We start from the raw sequence: 18,546 nt of genomic DNA on the forward strand, positions 1-18,546 counted from the left end.
CCGGGCCAGCTAGAGCGTGTCTCCTAGAACAGCCAGCCAGATGGTCACCGCCCGGAGAACGGCGCCACCGCGGTAGGTGAGGGCGAGTTTGTCGTATCGGGTGGCCAGGCCGCGCCATTGCTTGAAGGTGTTGAAGTTCCATTCGACTTTCGTTGCGGCCTTTGTAGTCCTCTTCTCCGTCACGGTCGGGACCTACATGCTGGCAGGCGGCCGCCACTGGTCAGATGCCTGGGGCTGGGAGCAGGGTGCCGACGTGGGGAATAGGACAGCGCCAAAATGATTGACACATATCCCCACATAGGTATGGTTTAGTGTATGCAGACGATGAACTGCCTCACCGTGGCCGAGGTAGTGGAGAAGCTCGGGATCACGCGCGCGTCGGTCCATGACCTCCTTCGTTCCGGCCAGCTGACGGCCGTCGGCCAGGCCGGACGGACGCTGCTCATTGACCGGTCCTCGGTTGAACGGCTGGCAGCCGCCGGGACCCGCCGCGGCCGCGCCTGGACGGCCAAAACTGCGTGGGCTGCCCTGGCGCTGCTGTCCGGGCAGAACCCGACCTGGATCTCCTCCTCTGAGAAGTCCCGGCTCAAATCCCGGCTGCGGGAGCTCGACGCCAACGCAGTCTGTGTCCTGGCCCGGAACAAGGACAAAACGATCCGCTTCAGGGCCACGCCCGACGGGCTCACCGCGCTCACCGATCACCTGATCGCCAGCGGCGCCTCCGCGATGCGCGACGAGGAAACCGCCGATACCTTCGGCATGTCCGGCGGCAGCGGGATTGCCGAAGGCTACGTCATGGCCGGCGACGCACGGGCTTTGGCCGAGGCCTTCGGGCTGGTCGAAGATCCCGACGGGAACGCCATCATCCACGAGGTGGAGATCGCTGACGCCTTCACCGAAGGGCGGGTGCCGGTCGCGGCGATCGCCGTGGACCTGATGGGCTCACTGGCCGCCCGCGAACGCAGCGCCGGACAGCGCGTCATCAACGAACTCCTCCATGTCTGAACCGGAACTGGCCGACGAGTCCGCCGACAACCGCGAAACCTGGGACGTCCCCGTCCCGCCCGGCGGCTGGGGCACACTCTGGCCACAATGCGTGGAGCTGGCCAGGGAAATTCCCTCAACCCAGTGGACACTCGTCGGCGGGCTTATGGTCCAGCTGCACGCGGCCGCGGCCGGCCTGGCCGTCTCCCGGCCAACCGCTGACGTCGACATTGTTCTGCACGTTCCAGGTCGCCGGCGGAACCCAGGCGGTGCAGCGGACCGTGAGTTGCCGGATGACCGCCGACGACGACGGCGCCGTGCTCATCGGCATTCCGAACGCGCTCGGTGCGCTGGTTCTCAAGGGTGCCGCCTACCGGGAGGATTCCCGGGACAAGGACCGCCACCTCGATGACGCCGTCGTTCTCTGTGCCACCATCAAAGCTCCGCTGGCCACCGCCGCGCAGATGAAGGGCAGCGACAAGTCCCGCGTCCTGAGATGACGACGGGGCGGCTTAGATTCGACATTCGATACTTCTGGGGGAAATCATGAACGCAAAATACGTTGCCGGGCTGTGTCTTGGAGCGCTCCTGCTCGTTGCGGGCTGTGCCGCCAAACCGCTGCCGACACCGCAGATCGAAAGCCTGGGGCAGGTCTGTGACCGGCTCGCGCCTTTGAAGGACGCCACACCCCAAACCCGTGACGAGGAAGATGAGTACCTCCGGGTGCTGGGAAATGCCCGGGCCAAGTCATCCGGCGAGATCACAGGGGCCATCATCGGTGTGCAGGACTACTCCATGGAAGCCTTCAAGGAGAACCCCGACCAGGCCCTGCTTGATGAACTGCGCCCTGACTACGAACGGGGCACCGCCCGCATGGCCCAGCTGTGTGCCTGGTGATTGCCGACGGCTTCTAATCCCACTGACGATGCCGTGGGGGTCGGACCCCCGACCCCCACGGCATCGCCCCGCTCTAGATCCGCGGCCGCCGGGCCCAGCGCCTGGCCTTCAGGGCCGAGTGCAGTTCGAGCCGCAGCTGGCCGTGCAAGGGGTCCACGCCGAGCAGCTGGCGGATCCTGCCGAGCCGGTTATAGATGCTGCTGCGGTGAAGATGCAGCTTGGCCGCCACGTCCTGCACGGAGCCGTCGCTGTCGTAGAGCAGTTCCAGCACCGGCAGCAGCTCGCCGTTCTTGTCGCTGTCCTCCAGCGTGCGGAAGTGGATAGATCCGGTATCGTCCCAGCCGCCCGGGGCCAGCAGCCGGTCGAACAGCTGGTAGACCCCCACGGAGCGGCTGTCCACCAGCTCGCCCAGGGGAGGATCGACGGCGGCCGCCTGGGCAGCCAGCTTGGACTGCCTGTAGGCGGTGGAGAGTTGCCTGACCACAGAGAACGGCTCGCTGATGCCCAGAATGATCCGGTCCACGGTCCGGCCTGCACGTTTGGCCAGCTCCAGGCGGTAGTGCACCAGGATCTGGGCGTGTTCGGCCCTGCCCACTGTCTGCTGGAACAGCATGACCGAGTGAGTTTCCGTGCCGGCGCTGAACAACACACCCTTGACGCCGATGCTCGACTGCAGTGCAGCGGAACGGTGCGTCAGCATCGCGGCGAGGGGATCGCTTTCGGGGCCGCCGCCGTCGGCGTCCAGCACGGTGACCAGCTGCCACGGCCCGCGGCCCTGGACCTCCTTCCAGCCCGCCACGGCCGCCACGGCGTTCGACTCCCCCTGGCACGCGGCCAGGAACTCCTGCTCGCGGCGCCGGCGGAATTCCGATTCGGCCGTGTTGGAATCCAGCAGCAGCCCGGCCAGCAGGTCCAGATCGTCCCGGACACCGGGCAGCTGGGCGAGGATCGCCGTGGCCGACTGCTCCTCCGCGTCCTGCTGGACCCACAGGTATCCCACCCGGAAACCGCGCACCAGCAGGGGGACGCAGACGCGTCCCAGCATGCCGAGTTCTTCATTCGCGGGCACCACCACGGGACGCACCGCCGTGGCGATGCCGTGCGAGAGCTGCCACGCGCCCACGTCGGCGGGGACCCGCTTGCTGAGGAGGAAGTTCACCCGCACGCGGTCCGCGTGGGACTGGTTGGAACTGTAGGCGAGGAGGACGCCGTCGAGGTCTTCGAGGGAGAGCCCGCGGCCGAGCTTGAGCGCCACGTGTTCCACGAGCTGTTCGACGTCCTGCTGCATCCTGCCAGCCTACTGCCCAGGGGCAGTATCCGTACGAACATCAGGCGACACCTGCCGCCCTGCTGTTCGACAAATGTCGAGCCGCACAAGTCAAAAACCCCGGACTTCCGGGGTTTTTTCGCATGGGTGTCCAGGCTTTGCTGTCGCGCCGCTCACAGCCGGATTTATTCTGGAATCACAGCCCCCAGCACATCCCCCGGCCCGAAAAGCCGCTGAACATGGAGCCAAAAATGATCATCGGCGTCCCCAAAGAAATCAAGAACAACGAATTCCGCGTAGCCATCACGGCCGCCGGCGTCCACGAATTCCGCACCCACGGACACACTGTTCTGGTGGAGCGCGGCGCAGGCCTGGGGTCGGGCATCACGGACGAGGAATACTCGATCGCCGGCGCGGAAATCGTTGCCGACGCCGATGACGTTTGGGGCCGTGCAGACATGGTCATGAAGGTCAAGGAACCCATCAAGGCGGAATACCACCGCTTCCGCAAGGGCCTGATCCTCTTCACCTACCTGCACCTCGCAGCCGAGCCGGAACTCACTGCCGAGCTCATCAACTCCGGCGTCACCGCGATCGCCTACGAAACCGTGCAGGAGGGCCGCGCGTTGCCGCTGCTGGCCCCGATGTCCGAGGTTGCCGGCCGCCTGTCCGTAGTGGTCGGCGCATCCTCGCTCATGGCCCCGGCCGGCGGCAAGGGTGTCCTGCTTGGCGGCGTACCGGGCGTTCGTCCGGCCAAGGTTGTTGTCCTCGGCGCAGGCGTGGCAGGCACCAACGCCGCCGCCATGGCCCTGGGCCTCGGCGCCGATGTCACCATCCTGGACATCAACATCAACCGCCTGCGTGAACTGGACGCCCTCTACCAGGGCCGCCTGAAGACCGTTGCCTCCAACGCCTACGAGATCGAGAAGTCAGTTGTTGACGCAGATCTCGTGATCGGCTCCGTGCTGATCCCGGGCGCCAAGGCTCCCAAGCTGGTCACCAACGAGCTCGTGGCACGCATGAAGCCGGGCTCCGTGCTGGTGGACATCGCGGTGGACCAGGGCGGCTGCTTCGAGGACACGCACCCCACCACGCACCAGGAACCGACGTACAAGGTCCACAACTCGATCTTCTACTGCGTTGCCAACATGCCCGGCGCCGTTCCGAACACCTCCACGTACGCACTGACCAACGTCACCCTGCGCTACGCCGTGGCCCTGGCCAACCTGGGAGTCAAGGCCGCCTTCGACCGCGACCCCGCCCTGGCCGCCGGCCTCAACATCGCCGCAGGCCACGTGGCACACCACTCGGTCTCCGAGGCGCACAACCTGCCCCTCGTCGCCGACTGGCACAGCCTGGTCTCCGCCTAGCAAAGTAGGCGGCGCCGAGATGACAGTTGACCCCAATGTCCTCCGTGGACATTGGGGTCAACTGTCATTTCGCGGGGTTGCTAGGGTTGGCCGGCACGGTGGGAACAGGCACCGGGAGGCCTGACGGGGCGATATCCGACGGAGCAATGCCCGGTGGCGTGATGGGCGGCGCCGGGATGGTGACATTGCCGGGCTGGAGGTTCCAGGGGCCCTTGGGGACGCGGAGAACCGCCCCGCCGCCCGGCGTGGGCTGTGGCTTTCCGTGTGCGGCACCGTCCGCACTGTTGGGGGCGGCCGGTGCGGGATTCGTCTGACCGGGCACAGTGGCGGGGCCGTAGCCGCCTGCCCCGGGCGTGGGCGCAGGTAGCTGCGGTGGCGAGTCGGGCCCGCCGTTCTGCGGTGGGTTGCCCGCCCCGGGCGTGAGCTGCGCGACGACCGTCCCCACCACCGCGCCGAAGTGCTCGAAGGCTCCGTGGAGGCCGCCCTCGGAGGCTGCGGCTGCGGTAACGCCGCCCGCGAGGGACACCACCACCGCGATACCGGTGATCGCAGCGTGGCGCTTCCGCCGCCGTCGGGCCGCGAGCTCGTCCACGGGGGCGGGCTCCGGTGCGGGGATCACCACGATGGGCACCGCCGTCGGCAAGACCGCGGACGGTACCGTGGCCGAGGGCACCATCAGCGCCCGGACTGCAGCGGAGGGAGCCGGCGCAGAGCCGGCGAGGGCGCGCAGTTCGAGCAGTTCGGTGCGGATCCCGTACGCCTCGTCGAGGCCGGCGTCGGCCAGCAGGCGGTCGATGGCTTGCCCGGCGTCGCCGGTGTTCCGCGCGCCCGGTGCGGTCTGTTCGCTCATGATGTGCCGTTCCTTAGTTGTGCACGCTTTCTCAGCGCACTCAATGCCCTGCGCTGCAGTTGTTTCACGGCTCCTGGGGACTTGCCCATGATGTCCGCGGTTTCGTCCACCGACAGGTCCGCGACCACCCGCAGGGCCAGGACTTCCCGGTAGTCGGTGGCGAGGTCGTCCAGGAGTTCCGTGACCCCCAGCCCGGATCCCCGGCCGAACGCCTGGTCTTCCGCCGAGGGTGAGCGCCGTCCGTCCAGGTCCGCCTCATACGGCGTGGAGTCCGGGGTGCGTTCCCGCTTGCGGTAGTGGTCCACCATCCGCGCATGCGCAATGGAGAAGAGCAGGGTCCTGGCCCCCTGAAGCCCACCATGGAGAGTGGCCAGCTTCGGGTAAAGCGCGAGGAAGACGTCCTGGGTGACGGCTTCCGGATCGTCCACTCCCCGGGCGCGCAGGTAGCCAAAGACCGGTCCGGAAAAGTTGTTGTAGGCAGCCGTGAAGAGCAGAGCGGGATCGTCGTCGTCCGTCTGCACATATTCATCAGTTAAAGGGTCCAGCACCCGCGGATGCCTCCATCCCACGCAGCGCAGTGACGTCCCGGAGTCCGTGGAACCACTGCCGCTGCTGTCTGTTGCGTAGCGGGGCTCCTGGCCTCAGCCAAGGAGCCCCGCATTCAAGAGCGTAGCCGCCGAGTGGTTAGCGGACAGAACCGGCGGGTGCGCCGGGAACGGCCGGGACGCCCGTGGGAAGCTGCGAGGGGAGGGCAGGAACGGCCGGAACCGCAGGGTCGGCCGGAACGGCGGGAACAGCCGGAACTGCAGGCACGGCGGGAGCCTTCGAGGAAACGGAAGCATCGGCGTCGACTGCGGCATTCGCGGAACCGTCAGCCTTCAGGCCGGCGGCCTTGCCGGCCTCCACCACAGCCTCGCAGTGCGCCTCAACTTCGGCGTCGCCGCCTGCGGCAATTGCCAGGGATTCGTAGCCGGGAACCTTGGTGCCGGCCGTCAGGCCGCCGTTGAGGAACGCGGTGCAGAGGCCGAAGGCTTCGGGGGACGTGGCATCGGCAACAGCCTTCTCGGCCTTGGCCTTGGCGGCTCCAACGGCATCTTCGGCTGTTGCCTTGCCGGCTGCGGCGGCCTCGGCGGCCTTGGCCTGTGCGGCTGCGGCGGCGTCGGCTGCCTTCTCCACGGCCGGGGCGGGGGCACCGAGCAACTCGTGGGCGCTCTGCTGGACATCGCTGGGGAGCACGCCGTTGTAGGCGGCAATACCGGTTCCACCAAGCGTTACGGCTCCGGCGGCCAGGACGCCGGCGGCGATTTTGCTGGTGGCAAGGACAGAGAACAAGGACATGGAACCCTCCGAAAAACGTGTAGGACTACTTCGGCAACGGTTCTGCCCGCCAGCGCTCGGTCGGCTGCGGGCCCGTTCCGTACTCCCCCTACATCGTCCGCGGCCACGGAAAAGTTACGGCCGCGCCGAAAATTCTTTCCTAGGGCACGGCGGCGGGTCCCCGGCTTCCGAGCGAAACCGGGGACCCGCCGTCGTGCTTTAGTCGCTGCGAACCAGTGAGTGCGCGTCAGCCGCCGATCGCGCGGAGGGCGTTCACCTGGCCATGGCCGTTGAAGCCGTTGTAGCCGGCACCGCCCTGGCACACCTGGGGTGCGCCGTTGTCGACGGCCGGGAACGGCGCGTAGACGGACATGTCCACCGGGCAGGCCAGATTGTCGGCGGTGTTGTTGATCCGCGACGCCACCGTGCCGGGGCTGCTGACGCCGGTGCTCACCACCAGCGCAGCCACGCCGGCCACGTGCGGTGAAGCCATGGACGTTCCCTGCAGGTAGCAGTACGTCGCGCCCGCATCCACCACGGTCAAAGCGGCGGGGCAGGGTGAAGCGGACGGCCAAGTGGACAGCACGCGGCCGTTCACGGCTGCAGGGGTGACCTGGAGACGGCGGTCCCCTCCGGGAGCCACCACCGAGGCCGTGCCCACGCCATAGCTGGAGTAGTACGACTTGAACTGCTTGTTGCCGTTGGCCGTCACGCCGATCACGCCGGGAACCTCCACGGGAACCACGGCACAGGCGTTGCTGATGTCACGGGTGACGGGGGTGGTGTCATCCGGACTGGTGACGTCCTGGGTGGGGTGCGCCAGGTCGTCGGACTGGTTGCCCTCGGCCGCCACCACGGTGGTGCCGCTTTGCTGGGCGAACCTGATGGCGCGGCGTTCGGCTTCCCAGATGGCCCGCTGGCCCGGATCGTTCTTGCAGTTGAAGAGCCAGGGATCGGCGAAGTAGCTGTTGTTGGTCACCTGGATCCCGTTGGTGCCTGCCCACATGAAGGCGCAGATCACGGCCTCCGGGAAGAAGAACCCGTCATCGTTGCCGGCCTTGATGCCGGCGATCTTCACGTTCGGGGCAACGCCCACCATGCCGATGCCGTTCTTGGCGGCGGCGATGGTCCCGGCCGTGTGCGTGCCGTGGCCGTTGGCGTCCATCCACGCCGCAGGGTCCTGGTTGGGGACGCCGCCAACGCAGGAAACGCTCTTGGAGAAGTCGACGTTCGGGGCAAGGTCCGGGTGGGTGTAGTCCAGGCCGGTGTCGATGTCGCCCACCACCACGGAGGCGCTGCCGCCGTTGATGGCCCGCGCGGCCGGGGCCTGGATCTGGTCCATGTCCCACTGCAGCCCGGAAAGGTTGTCGTTGCCCGGAGCCGGCGTTCCAGGTTCCACCGGCGCGGCGGCCGCGTCGGTTGTGTCCTCCTGGAGCCCGACGCCGAACGACGCCGTGGCGGCGGCACCCTGGACGGCCCCGTCCTTGGCGCGCAGCGTGGAGTCGAAGCCAACGCGGTCCGATTTCACGATTGCCACGCCGATCTGCGGGTACGTCTGGACCAGGGTTCCGCCGGCCTGCCGGAGCGCGGCCAGCGAAGCGGCGCCCACGCTGTTGGCCTTGTACAGGACCACGTAGTTCTGCATCTCCCCGCTTTGGGCGGGTGAAGAGACGGCCGGCGGCGCCGTTGCCGCAAAGAAGCCTACGGCCAGGCCAAGGGCGCCCAGGGGTGCCACGAATCGTGTGAGTTTTCGCATGCTGCTGCTCCATTCCACCAGCATCCGGCAGCCTGCGATGGCAGGCGGCCGCGCTGGGATAGATCTCTGTTCACGTTTCCGCCGACGGTTTGTCGCGGTCCATTTCCAGGGTGCATCCGGCCCATGTTTTGGCATGCGCCCTGCGTGTTAGACCTTAGTGACTTGGCTCACAATTAAACAAGGGTCCGGGCCTGTTCAATCAGCTTGAGGACCTCCACCGGGCCGGCAGGATCGACCGGGAGGGGCAGCGCGGAGGAGGCCCCGCCGTCGTCGATTTTTGCGGCGAGGATGCGGTAGAACTCCGGGTACGCGCCGCGTTCGGTGGGCAGCGGCGTGCGCCGGCCGTCCCGTTCCAGGGTCCCCTGGTTTCCTTCAGGCTCGACGCCGTAGGCCGGGTCCGTGGGCAGCCCGCCGCCCAGCAGGTAGGGTTCCTGCGGGTCGGCCCCGAACTTCACGAAGCCGCCCTCGCTGCCCAGGATGCGGAAGCGCGGGCCCTGCAGCTGGCTGTTGAGGTTGAGCGTTAGGTGGCTCACCACGCCGGAGTCGTGCCGGAGGACGAGGAAGATGTCGTCATCGGCGTGCTCCTGTGGGCGGCGTGCCGTGATCTCTGCGTAGGTGACCCGCGCGGGGCCGAAGAACTGCACGGCGAGGTCCAGGACGTGCGTGCCCAGGTCGAACAGCACCCCGCCGCCGTCCTCCGCCGTGGCGCCGGCCTTCCAGGCCTTGGCGATCGCCGGCGCCCAGCGCTCCATGCCCGACTCGAACCGCGTCACGGTCCCCAGCGTGCCGGCGTCGAGCAGTTTCTTCACGGTGAGAGCGTCGCCGTCCCAGCGGCGGTTCTGGTAGACCGTGAGGACGCGGCCCAGCCGCGCGGCCAGATCGATCAGTTCCCGTCCCTGTGCGCTGTGCACCACGAACGGTTTGTCCACGACGACGTCCAGCCCGGCTTCCAGCGCCGCCTTGGCCAGCGCGAAATGCGTCGACGGCGGCGTGCCGAGCACCACGAGGTCCAGCTCCCCGGCGAGCGCCAGGATGTCCGCTGGGGCGTCCACGAACCGCACCCCCGGGTACCGGGCGTCCGCCGCGGCCCGCCGGCCGGCGTCGGAGGTGGCGATGACGTCAAGGGAATACGCGGGGCTGGCGGCGATGAACGGCGCGTGGAACACGCTGCCGGACAGCCCGTAGCCGGCGACTGCGGTGCGGATGGGTTTGGCCGTCATGGCACCACGGTACCCGGACCCGCCGCTGCCGGACACACGGCGGCCGGCACCCATGGGATGCCGGCCGACGTGCCAGGTGTTGCTTTTGCTGCGCTTTACTTCTTGGCGCCCTTTTCCCAGCCGATGGTGGTCCAGTCCGGAACGTTGGACAGGCTCTTGAACAGCGACGGGCCGTAGTTGGCCAGGCCGGTGCGGACGAACTGGATTTCCGGACCGTTCAGCACGGTGCCCATGGAGAAGTACTTGGCCATGTGCTTGCGCTCGACTTCCATGGCTGCCTTGTTGCGCTCGGTGTCGTCCTGGATGGATGCGAGCTTGGCAATGTCGGCGTCCAGTTCGGCGTCGCCGAGTTCGTTCTCGTTCGTCTTGGAATCGTAGAACTGCTTCACCGAAGCGGTGGCGTCCGGGGCCACGGTGTAGCCGGAGATGGTGACGTCGAAGTCACGGCCGCCCACCACCTTGCCGAAGTCGGCGTCGCCTCGCTGGTCGATGCCGACGTCCATGCCGGCAGCCTGGAGCTGCTTCTGCAGGGTCTGGGTGGTGGCCAGTGCGGTGGGGTCGTCACCGAAGTTGGTGATCTTGAAGGCGACGGGGACGCCGTCCTTGGCCATGATGCCCTTGTCGTTGGCCTTGTAGCCGGCGTCGGCGAGGACCTTCTTGGCGGCCTCGGCGCCGGTCTCCTTGACCGGGTAGTTGTCCTGGTAGTACTTGGAGAACGGCATCAGCATCATCGATCCCGAGCTCTCCTCTTCCCAGTTCAGGCCGTTGAAGCGGACGTTGCGGATGGCCGCGCGGTCCACGGCGGCGAAGATGGCCTTGCGGACGGCCACATCGGTCAGCGAGGGGCGGAGGGCGTTCAGGTTCAGGCCGCCGGCAAAGAGGCGCTGGCCACGGCGCACGTCCGCGTTCTTGGAGCCTTCGAGCTGCTTGTAGCGGGTCAGGGTGCGTCCGCTGGTGGCATCGATTTCGCCGTTCTTGAAGGCCGCGATGGTGGCTGCGCTCTCCATCTGGCGGAAGACCACCTTGGACAGGACCGGCTTGGCGCCCCACCACTTGTCATTGGGGACCAGGGTGACCGTCTTGGCGGCGGAATCGAACTGCTCGAGCTTGAACGGGCCGGCCATCCATTCCGGGTGCAGGTTGCCGGTGAAGCCGGTGTTGAAGATCTCGGGCGTGTTCACGGCCGGGTGCACGATGCCGGAGAAGAGGTCGCTCAGCGGGAACACCGGCTGCTTGGTGGTGACGATGACTTCCTTGTCATTGGCGCCGGCCTTGACCGAGTCAACGAATTCGTAGGCACCCGAGGAAACGATATCAATGGACTTGTCCGCGCCCTTGAGCATGTTCCAGGTGTTGGTGAAGGCCTTCACGTCGATGGGGGTGCCATCGTTGTATGTGGCCTTGTCGTTCACCTTGATGGTGATGGTCTGCTTGCCGTCCTTGACCTCGCTCTTGAAGTCCTCGCAGAAGTTCTTGTTGAGTACAGCGGTACCGTCGAAGTCCGCGGTCCAGCAGCCGCCGAAGGTGGACCCGTCCGCAGACGCCTGGTCCATGGGGGCGTGAAGGGCCGTGTTGTCGGCGCTGTTTCCGACGTTGGAGAAGCCGTTGAAGTCCGGGCCGATGCTGCCCAGGGCCAGGGTGAGCGTGCCGCCCTGCTCCAGGTCCTTGGCGTCCTTGGCGTTGATGCTGATGAGTTTGTTGATGTCGCCGCCGGAGCTTTGGCCCTTCTGCGTCTCCGGGCCGGACGGCGTTCCCCCGCCGCAGCCGGACAGCATCAGTGCCGCGGCAATGGCCGCGCCGCCGATTGTCATGTACTTCTTCATGGTGTTCCCTTCACTTTTTTACGACTGGAATACTTGGAGTCTAGAAATAGCCGGCACTGTTCTTAGGCATGCACCACCAGCATGTCGGCATCAAGTTGGCCGTCCGGGAAGAAGCAGGCAAACTCCTGGTCGTCGCCTTCCGGAGTGAGCGGCGGCTCAACGGTGAGGCACTTTTCCTTTTTGGCTTCCGGCAGGGCCGCGAAGACCGGACAGCGCGTGGCGAAGTTGCAGCCCTTGGGCGCATCCAGCGGAGTAGGCAGATCGCCCCGCAGGATGATGCGTTCGCGGGTCCGTTCCACCGCGGGGTCCGGCACCGGAATCGCCGAGAGGAGCGCCCGCGTGTAGGGGTGGCGGGGGTTGTCGAACACACGGTCCACGTCCCCGGTCTCCGCGATCTTGCCCAGGTACATCACGGCCACCCGGTCCGAAATATGCCGGACCACGGACAGGTCATGGGCCACCATGAGGTAGCTCAGCCCCAGTTCCGCGCGAAGCTGGTCCAGCAGGTTGATCACCCCGGCCTGCACGGAGACATCCAGGGCGGACACCGGCTCGTCCAGGACCACCAGCTGGGGGTTCACCGCCAAAGCCCGGGCAATGCCGATGCGCTGGCGCTGGCCGCCGGAGAACTGGTTGGGGAAGCGGTTTACGTGGTCGGCCTGCAGGCCCACCAGCTTCAGCAGCTCCATGATCCGCTTCTTGATGGCGGCCTTGGGGAGCCCCAAGTTTTCCAGCGGTTCCGCCAGCACCTCGTAGACCGTGAAGCGCGGGTCCAGGGCACCGGTGGGGTCCTGGAACACCATCTGCATTTCCTTGCGCATGGCCTGTTTGGTCTTCGCGTCCGTGGCCACCTTGTTGCTGACGCCGCCGATCACCACCTCGCCCTGCTGGTCCGGGTGGAACTCCATGATCTCCAGCAGCGTGGTGGTCTTGCCGCAGCCGGACTCCCCCACGATCGAGAGGCACTCGCCCTCGCGGATGTCGAAGCTCAGCCCGTCCACGGCCTTCACCGTGCCGATGCGGCGCTTGAAAAGTGCACCCTTGAGCAGCGGGAAGTGCTTTTTCACGTCCTTGAGCTCAAGGACGGTTTTCCGCTCCTGACGGGGGACGCCGTCGAACTTTGACACCGGAACCGGCGGGGCGTGGAATATCTGGTGGACATCCACTTCCGTGGCGAGCGAATCGGTCTTGATGCAGGCGGCGTGGTGGCCGTCGCTCCCCGACACCGCCCAGAGCTCCGGTTCGCCGGCCAGGCAGGCGTCGCTGACCAGCGGGCAGCGGGGCGCGAACGAGCAGCCCGTCACCGGCAGCGCCAGGTTGGGCGGGGTGCCCTCGATCGGCACCAGCGAGGTCTTCTGCGAGGCGTCCACGCGCGGAACCGCCCCCAGCAGGCCCATCGTGTAGGGCATGCGGGGGTTGTAGTAGATGTCCTCCACGGTGCCGGTCTCCACGGGCTTGCCCGCGTACATGACCATGATGTCGTCGGCCATGCCGGCCACCACGCCGAGGTCGTGCGTGATCATCACGACGGCGGCGCCGGTTTCCTCCTGCGCGGTGTGCAGCACCTCCAGGACCTGGGCCTGGATGGTCACGTCCAGGGCCGTCGTCGGCTCGTCCGCGATCAGGACCCGCGGATCGTTGGCGATCGCGATGGCGATCATGACGCGCTGGCGCATGCCGCCGGAGAATTCGTGCGGGAACGCCTTGATCCGGTCCTTGGGGCTGGGGATGCCCACCATCTGCAAGAGCTCGACGGCGCGGGCCTCCTTGGCCTGCCTGCTCATGGTGGGGTTGTGGATGGTCAGCGCCTCGATGATCTGGCGCCCCACCGTGTAGACGGGGGTCAGCGAGGAGAGCGGGTCCTGGAACACCATGGCGATGTCGCTGCCGCGGTGCTTGCACATGGCTTTGTCGCCCAGGCCCAGCAGTTCCTTGCCCTTGAAGCGCACGGATCCGGTGATCTCCGCCGTGGTGGGCAGCAGCCCCATGATCGCCATGGAGGTGACCGATTTTCCGGAGCCGGACTCGCCCACGATGCCCAGGGTCTTGCCTGCCATCAGGTCGAAGTCCACGCCGCGCACGGCATGGACCACGCCGTTCTCGGAGTTGAAGCGGACGTTCAGGTCACGGACGCTCAGGACGGCGTCGCCGGGGGCGTACAGTCCGACGTCGCGCAGGCGCTCGGCGGGCGTCTGCCGGCCTGCCGGAGCACGCTCTGGAGCACCTGCTGGGCCGCTGGCCGGCTGCTGGCTGGTGGGCTGTTCGATGTTGGTGCTCATGCGCTTGTCTTCTTTGCGGTCTTCGTCTTGGCGCTGCCAATGGAGCTGGAGCTGGGGTCGAACGCGTCCCGGAGGCCGTCGTTCATCATGGCCAGCGAACCGGTCAGGAGGAACATGATGGTCAGCGGCACCCAGAACATCCACGGGAATGACGACACCTGGCCGGTGGCCTGGCCGATCAGCACGCCCAGGCTGATGTCCGGGGTCTTGATGCCGATGCCGATGAAGGAGAACGCCACCTCGGCCAGGATGGCGCCGGTGACGCCGCGGGTGAAGTCCAGGACCAGCAGGGAGCCGATGTTCGGGACCAGGTGGCGGCGCACAATCTTCATGGACGGGACGCCCATGTACTTCGCGGCCTTGACGTAGTCCCGCTGCATGAGGGACATGGACAGGGACCGGACCAGGCGGGCCGTGCCCATCCAGCTGAAGACGAGCAGGACCACGATGAGGAGCAGCCAGCTGGGCAGCGCCCTGAGTCCGTCGCTGCCGCCGCCCCCGGTGGCCACGGCCACCACCAGGATGGCCGGCATCATGATCAGGGCCTCCAGGATGAACAGCATGATGGAGTCCACCTTGCCGCCGAAGAACGCCATGCTGCAGCCGTAGATCGCGGAGATCAGCACCGAGAGGCCGCCCACGATCACGCCGATGAGGATCGAGATGCGCGTTCCCTCCACCGCCATGGCCAGCAGGTCGATGCCGGCCTGGGAGGTGCCCAGGAAGTGCTCGGGCGAGGGGCCCATGCCGATGTTGAAGGGGTCGATGGTCTCCTTGTCCCAGGGGGTCAGGAAACCGCCCACCCAGGAGAAGAGGAAGAGTGCCAGGAAGATGAATAAGCCGGCGACGGCGGTCCGGTTCCGCATGAAGCGGCGGAAGATGATGCGCCACTTGGCGATGACAACGTCCTGCGCCGCCCGGGCCTCGTCGATTTCCGAAATGGGGTCGATGAGATTCGTCATTACTGGACCCTCACTCGCGGATCGACGATTGTGGTGGCGAAATCGGCCAGGATGGCGCCCACCGCGAAGATCACGGAGCCGTAGGCGAGCATGGCCGTGGCCACGTTGACGTCCTGCATGCCGATCGACTGGATGCTCCACAGGCCCACGCCGGGCCACGCGAAGATCGCCTCGGCAAAGAAGCCGCCCGTGAAGATGGCCGGGATGGTGAACGCGATGCTCTGCGCCACCGGGATGAAGGACACGCGCAGGGCATGCCGGGTGATGGCCTGGTTGCGGCTGAGGCCCTTGGCACGGGCCGTGCGGACGAAGTCTGCGTTGACGTTGTCCAGCAGGTACTGGCGCTGCGCGATCTGGTATCCGGCCCAGCCGAACACGGTCATGGCGAAGGTGGGCACGGCGTAGTGGGCCACCAGGTCCACGAAGGCCGGCCAGCCCGGGTCGATGCCCGGCGTCGAGATTCCGGTGACGAAGAAGATCCGCTGCCCCAGGGCCTCATTGATGTTGATGGCGCCCAGCTGGACCAGGAAGTAGGCGATCGGCGCGGGGAGGATGTGCACCAGGTAGCTGTACGAGGTGATGGCCCGGTCCTGGAACTTGTACTGCCGGGCCGCCGAGTAGACGCCCAGGGCCACGCCGATGACGAGAGTGAGGATGATGGACGCAATGAACAGCCGGGTGGAGACCATCACACGGTCAGCGAACTCGGCATTCACGTAGGCGCCGTTGGGGCTGCGGCCCCAGTCCCACCTGGTGATGATTCCGCCGAGCCAGTCGACGTAGCGTTCCCAGGGATTCTTGGTGGGGTCCAGCCCCAGGAGCCGGAAGGAGTTGGTGACCTGCTCAGGGGTGGGCCGCGGAATCTTTTCCTGTTCGAGCAATGCAGGTTTCAGCGAAGAAACGGCCAGGAAATAGCCGGCACTGGTGGTCAGGAAAATCATGACCAGGTAGATGCCTGAGCGCTTCAGAAGATACTTCAGCATGTTGGGCGTCTGCCTTGAGCACGGAGCTCCGGATCATGGCGTGACGCCCGCGTGCGGGGCGCCATGGCTGTGGCAATAAAGGTCAACGCTCGTCCTTCCGCCGTTTCCCGGCTGTGGCCGGAAGTGGCACTAAGTCGGGCAGGCGGTGGTTACCAGTGCTGCCGTCCAATCAGTCCCCGCCTGTATGGTGCAGGTCACATTCAAAAGGAAACTACCATAAGAACTGCTTCACATTTTTCACGGACGCGCGTTCCTGCAAGCATGGTCCCAGATTGTTATGAACATCACCACGGGTAACATGACAATTCCGGTCAAGATCGAGTTTTTCGCGCTGCGGAAATTGCACGGGGAATTAGACGGGATTGACAATCCGGGTCACGAGTTGCCGCCAGGAGGCTGCCAGGCGCTTGGGTGATATGCCATGGACGCGGACATCATTGACGATCCGCTCAGGGTCCAGCGCCGAGCACAGGGTCATTGCCATGACCCACGGATCCTCATCCATCCCGGCTTCGCGCAGGAGCAGTTCCACGTGGCGGTGGGCCAGCATCGCCGGAGGGGCGTCGAAGCGGTTGCGTGGCGTCACCCCGGCACCCTTCAGCAGTTCGCCGTATTCAAGGACGAAGTAGATACGGCCTTCGCCGTAGGCGGCAAGGCGCTCGAGCGGAGGCGCCCCGGGGCCCAGCGGGGGCGGCCCGAACATGAACTGCCGCTGGAAGGCGGCCTCGGCGTCGCTCAGGAGATTCATCATGAGCCCGGCGCGGTTCCCGAACCGCCGGAAGACGGTCCCTTTCCCCACGCCCGCCTTGCACGCGAGCGCGTCCATGGTCAGGGCCTCGGCACCGTACTCGGCCACGAGTTCCCGGGCGGCCTGCAGGAGGCGCTCACGGTTCCTCGCGGCGTCGCTGCGCTCCGCGGGGGCGCCGAAGGGCACCTCCGGCCGGATGGGGATCATGCTCACAAGAAACATTCTAGTCACGGGAATATTAACCGGACCATGGTCCGTTTAGCATGTACGAAGGCTTCAAACGCCTCACCATCCGCCGGCCGGGGGCCCAGCCCCAGGCCAGACCCAAGGAGACTCCATGTCGAAGAACACCGTTCTCGCCCTCGTCGGCAGCCTGCGCGCCGATTCACACAACCAGAAGCTGGCCGAAGCCATCCAGCAGAACGCCCCGGAAAACGTAGACGTACAGATCCACGGCTCCCTGGGCAACATCCCGTTCTACAACGAGGACATCGACGTCGAGGGCCAGGTCCCGGCCGAGGCAGCCGCCCTCCGCGCCGCCGCCAACAGCGCCGACACCCTCCTGCTGGTCACCCCCGAGCACAACGGCACCATGCCGGCATCGCTGAAGAACGCCATTGACTGGCTGTCCCGCCCGTACGGCGCCGGCGCGCTGGCCGGCAAGCCGACCGCCGTCGTCGGTACCGCCTTTGGCCAGTTCGGTGGCGTCTGGGCACAGGACGAGGCCCGCAAGGCCGCAGGGATCGCCGGCGCCAAGGTCCTCGAGGACGTCAAGCTGGCCGTTCCGGGTTCCATGATCCGCTTCGCCGATCTGCACCCGAAGGACGACGCCGAGGTTGTTGAGCAGATCAAGGGCATCTTCGAGCCCCTGACGGCCGTCCAGGAAGAAGAAGCAGCAGCCTAGCCACGGCCTGCCCTGCCGGTCCTTGATGGACCGTGCACGTGAGACGCCCCCGTTCCACCCACTGGCGGAGCGGGGGCGTCTTGCTGCCGCGTGGGTGTTTTGCCTCCGCCCGTGGGCGGCGCGCCGGGCGTCTTGCTTCCGCCTGTGGGCGGCGCAATTGGGGGTGCAACCATTCCGTGACGGAGCTGAGGCCGAACTGTCACCGCGTGGCCGTTCCGCCACCCCGGGCCGCGCCGTAACGTTGAATTACAGGTGGACCAGGCAGGATTGCGGGGCTGTCATGCGGACCAGGCGCAGCGGGAAAACGTCGACGACGGCGGTTGTGGCCGTGTGCCTGGCGCTCCCCCTGTGGCTCAGCAGCTGCGCCGTTCCTCCTGAGTTCCCCGTCCAGGGCGGCGCCACTCAGGCCGCCGGTCCCCTGCCGTCCCCTGCCGCGGCTCCAGCCCCGAGCCCTTCACCATCACCCATGCCGGACGCTGTCCCGACGCCGGCAGGCACCGGCGGAGCGTCCACCAGCCCCGGCTCCGGGGAACCATCGGGGAGTCCCGCCGGCACCACGGCACCACAGACCACTCCGGGCGGAACCGCGCCTGGCACGGGCAACGGGACAGGTACGGGCACCGGAGGCCCGCCCTCGGCGCCGCAGCCAGCTGCCCCGTCCGGCAGCGGCACCTCGACGGCGCCGGCCCAACCGCCCGCAACCACGCTTCCACGGGTTGCCGTGCCTTCTGGGCCCGCCGTGTACTACGTTGCCATCGACGACGGCGGCAGCCGCGGGGTGCGCTTCGGCTGCAACGACAGCCTGGTCCCGGTCCGCAGCGGCGTAGCCACGGACGACCCCCTGACCACGGCACTGGGCAGGCTGTTCGATCCGGCCAACACCACCGCCCAGGAGTCCGGTCTGTACAACGCGCTGTCCGGCTCGGCCCTGCACTTCGTCTCGGGCTATTTCAGCGGCACAACGGTTGTGGTGGACCTCAGCGGCTCGCTGCGGCCCGGCGGTGTATGCGACAACCCCCGGATCGAAGCGCAGCTGACCCAGACAATCGTGGCCGCCACCGGCGCCTCGCGGGCCGAAATCTACATCGACGGAAAGACCCTGGACGAGGCACTGAGCCTTCGCTGAACTGGAGAAGGCCGCGTTCGGGCAACCGTGTTCAGCCGGCAGTCGGGCCGCCATGCTCAG

18 protein-coding genes and 1 pseudogene are annotated in these 18,546 nt (G+C 66.9%); 6 read left to right on the forward strand and 13 right to left on the reverse strand.

What is annotated here, in order from left to right:
• Positions 1-9: 9 nt before the first annotated feature.
• A pseudogene (locus NVV90_RS19815) lies at positions 10-147 on the reverse strand (IS5/IS1182 family transposase); the annotation flags it as partial.
• A 168-nt stretch (positions 148-315) separates the two neighbouring features.
• Between NVV90_RS19815 and NVV90_RS19820 the strand changes: the two are divergent.
• The 3 genes from NVV90_RS19820 to NVV90_RS19830 all read left to right on the forward strand — a co-directional run bounded on the left by NVV90_RS19820 (position 316) and on the right by NVV90_RS19830 (position 1,881).
• Positions 316-1,005 carry a helix-turn-helix domain-containing protein gene (locus NVV90_RS19820; protein ID WP_258438944.1) on the forward strand — a complete coding sequence of 230 codons (690 nt, stop codon included), beginning with the start codon at positions 316-318 and terminating at the stop codon, positions 1,003-1,005.
• Between the two features lie 272 nt (positions 1,006-1,277).
• Positions 1,278-1,484, forward strand: coding sequence for a hypothetical protein (locus tag NVV90_RS19825; protein ID WP_258438945.1), 207 nt, complete (start codon positions 1,278-1,280; stop codon positions 1,482-1,484).
• 46 nt (positions 1,485-1,530) lie between these two features.
• The gene (locus NVV90_RS19830; RefSeq protein WP_258438946.1) at positions 1,531-1,881 is read left to right on the forward strand and encodes a hypothetical protein; all 351 of its coding nucleotides are present in this window, start codon (positions 1,531-1,533) and stop codon (positions 1,879-1,881) included.
• 73 nt (positions 1,882-1,954) lie between these two features.
• Here the strand turns inward: NVV90_RS19830 and NVV90_RS19835 are convergent, their stop codons facing one another.
• Positions 1,955-3,169 carry a CdaR family transcriptional regulator gene (locus NVV90_RS19835; protein ID WP_258438947.1) on the reverse strand — a complete coding sequence of 405 codons (1,215 nt, stop codon included), beginning with the start codon at positions 3,167-3,169 and terminating at the stop codon, positions 1,955-1,957.
• Positions 3,170-3,399: 230 nt separating this feature from the next.
• Here NVV90_RS19835 and ald point away from each other — a divergent pair, with 230 nt between their 5' ends.
• Positions 3,400-4,518, forward strand: coding sequence for an alanine dehydrogenase (ald, locus tag NVV90_RS19840; protein ID WP_258438949.1), 1,119 nt, complete (start codon positions 3,400-3,402; stop codon positions 4,516-4,518).
• A gap of 64 nt (positions 4,519-4,582) precedes the next feature.
• Here the strand turns inward: ald and NVV90_RS19845 are convergent, their stop codons facing one another.
• From NVV90_RS19845 to NVV90_RS19890, 10 genes are all read right to left on the reverse strand, one after another.
• The gene (locus NVV90_RS19845; protein ID WP_258438950.1) at positions 4,583-5,368 is read right to left on the reverse strand and encodes a hypothetical protein; all 786 of its coding nucleotides are present in this window, start codon (positions 5,366-5,368) and stop codon (positions 4,583-4,585) included.
• Entirely contained in the window at positions 5,365-5,916 is a 552-nt protein-coding gene (locus NVV90_RS19850) for an RNA polymerase sigma factor (RefSeq protein ID WP_258438951.1), read from the reverse strand. Before NVV90_RS19850 ends, NVV90_RS19845 begins: the two co-directional genes overlap by 4 nt.
• Positions 5,917-6,052: 136 nt before the next feature.
• Entirely contained in the window at positions 6,053-6,706 is a 654-nt protein-coding gene (locus NVV90_RS19855; RefSeq protein ID WP_258438952.1) for a hypothetical protein, read from the reverse strand.
• A gap of 226 nt (positions 6,707-6,932) precedes the next feature.
• The gene (locus NVV90_RS19860) at positions 6,933-8,441 is read right to left on the reverse strand and encodes a S8 family serine peptidase (RefSeq protein ID WP_258438953.1); all 1,509 of its coding nucleotides are present in this window, start codon (positions 8,439-8,441) and stop codon (positions 6,933-6,935) included.
• A 173-nt stretch (positions 8,442-8,614) separates the two neighbouring features.
• A complete protein-coding gene (locus tag NVV90_RS19865) occupies positions 8,615-9,661 on the reverse strand; it encodes a Gfo/Idh/MocA family oxidoreductase (protein ID WP_258438954.1) in 1,047 nt (348 codons plus the stop codon).
• 95 nt (positions 9,662-9,756) lie between these two features.
• Positions 9,757-11,484 carry an ABC transporter family substrate-binding protein gene (locus tag NVV90_RS19870; protein WP_258438955.1) on the reverse strand — a complete coding sequence of 576 codons (1,728 nt, stop codon included), beginning with the start codon at positions 11,482-11,484 and terminating at the stop codon, positions 9,757-9,759.
• A gap of 62 nt (positions 11,485-11,546) precedes the next feature.
• A complete protein-coding gene (locus NVV90_RS19875) occupies positions 11,547-13,763 on the reverse strand; it encodes an ABC transporter ATP-binding protein (protein ID WP_258438956.1) in 2,217 nt (738 codons plus the stop codon).
• Positions 13,760-14,725 carry an ABC transporter permease gene (locus tag NVV90_RS19880; RefSeq protein ID WP_258438957.1) on the reverse strand — a complete coding sequence of 322 codons (966 nt, stop codon included), beginning with the start codon at positions 14,723-14,725 and terminating at the stop codon, positions 13,760-13,762. The genes NVV90_RS19875 and NVV90_RS19880 overlap by 4 nt, the downstream gene beginning before the upstream one ends.
• Positions 14,725-15,708: an ABC transporter permease gene (locus NVV90_RS19885; RefSeq protein WP_258438958.1), complete on the reverse strand. Its 984-nt coding sequence runs from the start codon at positions 15,706-15,708 to the stop codon at positions 14,725-14,727. Before NVV90_RS19885 ends, NVV90_RS19880 begins: the two co-directional genes overlap by 1 nt.
• 352 nt (positions 15,709-16,060) lie before the next feature.
• The gene (locus tag NVV90_RS19890; RefSeq protein WP_258438959.1) at positions 16,061-16,669 is read right to left on the reverse strand and encodes a TetR/AcrR family transcriptional regulator; all 609 of its coding nucleotides are present in this window, start codon (positions 16,667-16,669) and stop codon (positions 16,061-16,063) included.
• 124 nt (positions 16,670-16,793) lie between these two features.
• Here NVV90_RS19890 and NVV90_RS19895 point away from each other — a divergent pair, with 124 nt between their 5' ends.
• Positions 16,794-17,360 carry an NAD(P)H-dependent oxidoreductase gene (locus tag NVV90_RS19895; protein WP_258438960.1) on the forward strand — a complete coding sequence of 189 codons (567 nt, stop codon included), beginning with the start codon at positions 16,794-16,796 and terminating at the stop codon, positions 17,358-17,360.
• 402 nt (positions 17,361-17,762) lie between these two features.
• On the opposite strand, the gene NVV90_RS19900 is transcribed toward NVV90_RS19895, so the two are convergent.
• Entirely contained in the window at positions 17,763-18,065 is a 303-nt protein-coding gene (locus NVV90_RS19900) for a hypothetical protein (RefSeq protein WP_258438961.1), read from the reverse strand.
• Between the two features lie 16 nt (positions 18,066-18,081).
• Between NVV90_RS19900 and NVV90_RS19905 the strand changes: the two genes are divergently transcribed.
• Complete coding sequence (locus NVV90_RS19905; RefSeq protein ID WP_258438962.1) at positions 18,082-18,486, forward strand: GerMN domain-containing protein; 405 nt, start codon at positions 18,082-18,084, stop codon at positions 18,484-18,486.
• Positions 18,487-18,546: the final 60 nt, after the last annotated feature.

Origin of the sequence: Arthrobacter sp. CJ23 (genome assembly GCF_024741795.1) — a bacterium.
Taxonomy (GTDB): Bacteria; Actinomycetota; Actinomycetes; order Actinomycetales; family Micrococcaceae; genus Arthrobacter.

Bases quoted from the DNA above. Each gene is read 5' to 3' on its own strand.
- NVV90_RS19820 (WP_258438944.1), top strand. From the start codon at position 316: ATGCAGACGATGAACTGCCTCACCGTGGCCGAGGTAGTGGAGAAGCTC.
- NVV90_RS19825 (WP_258438945.1), top strand. From the start codon at position 1,278: ATGACCGCCGACGACGACGGCGCCGTGCTCATCGGCATTCCGAACGCG.
- NVV90_RS19830 (WP_258438946.1), top strand. From the start codon at position 1,531: ATGAACGCAAAATACGTTGCCGGGCTGTGTCTTGGAGCGCTCCTGCTC.
- NVV90_RS19835 (WP_258438947.1), bottom strand. From the start codon at position 3,169: ATGCAGCAGGACGTCGAACAGCTCGTGGAACACGTGGCGCTCAAGCTC.
- ald (WP_258438949.1), top strand. From the start codon at position 3,400: ATGATCATCGGCGTCCCCAAAGAAATCAAGAACAACGAATTCCGCGTA.
- NVV90_RS19845 (WP_258438950.1), bottom strand. From the start codon at position 5,368: ATGAGCGAACAGACCGCACCGGGCGCGCGGAACACCGGCGACGCCGGG.
- NVV90_RS19855 (WP_258438952.1), bottom strand. From the start codon at position 6,706: ATGTCCTTGTTCTCTGTCCTTGCCACCAGCAAAATCGCCGCCGGCGTC.
- NVV90_RS19860 (WP_258438953.1), bottom strand. From the start codon at position 8,441: ATGCGAAAACTCACACGATTCGTGGCACCCCTGGGCGCCCTTGGCCTG.
- NVV90_RS19865 (WP_258438954.1), bottom strand. From the start codon at position 9,661: ATGACGGCCAAACCCATCCGCACCGCAGTCGCCGGCTACGGGCTGTCC.
- NVV90_RS19870 (WP_258438955.1), bottom strand. From the start codon at position 11,484: ATGAAGAAGTACATGACAATCGGCGGCGCGGCCATTGCCGCGGCACTG.
- NVV90_RS19875 (WP_258438956.1), bottom strand. From the start codon at position 13,763: ATGAGCACCAACATCGAACAGCCCACCAGCCAGCAGCCGGCCAGCGGC.
- NVV90_RS19880 (WP_258438957.1), bottom strand. From the start codon at position 14,725: ATGACGAATCTCATCGACCCCATTTCGGAAATCGACGAGGCCCGGGCG.
- NVV90_RS19885 (WP_258438958.1), bottom strand. From the start codon at position 15,708: ATGCTGAAGTATCTTCTGAAGCGCTCAGGCATCTACCTGGTCATGATT.
- NVV90_RS19895 (WP_258438960.1), top strand. From the start codon at position 16,794: ATGTCGAAGAACACCGTTCTCGCCCTCGTCGGCAGCCTGCGCGCCGAT.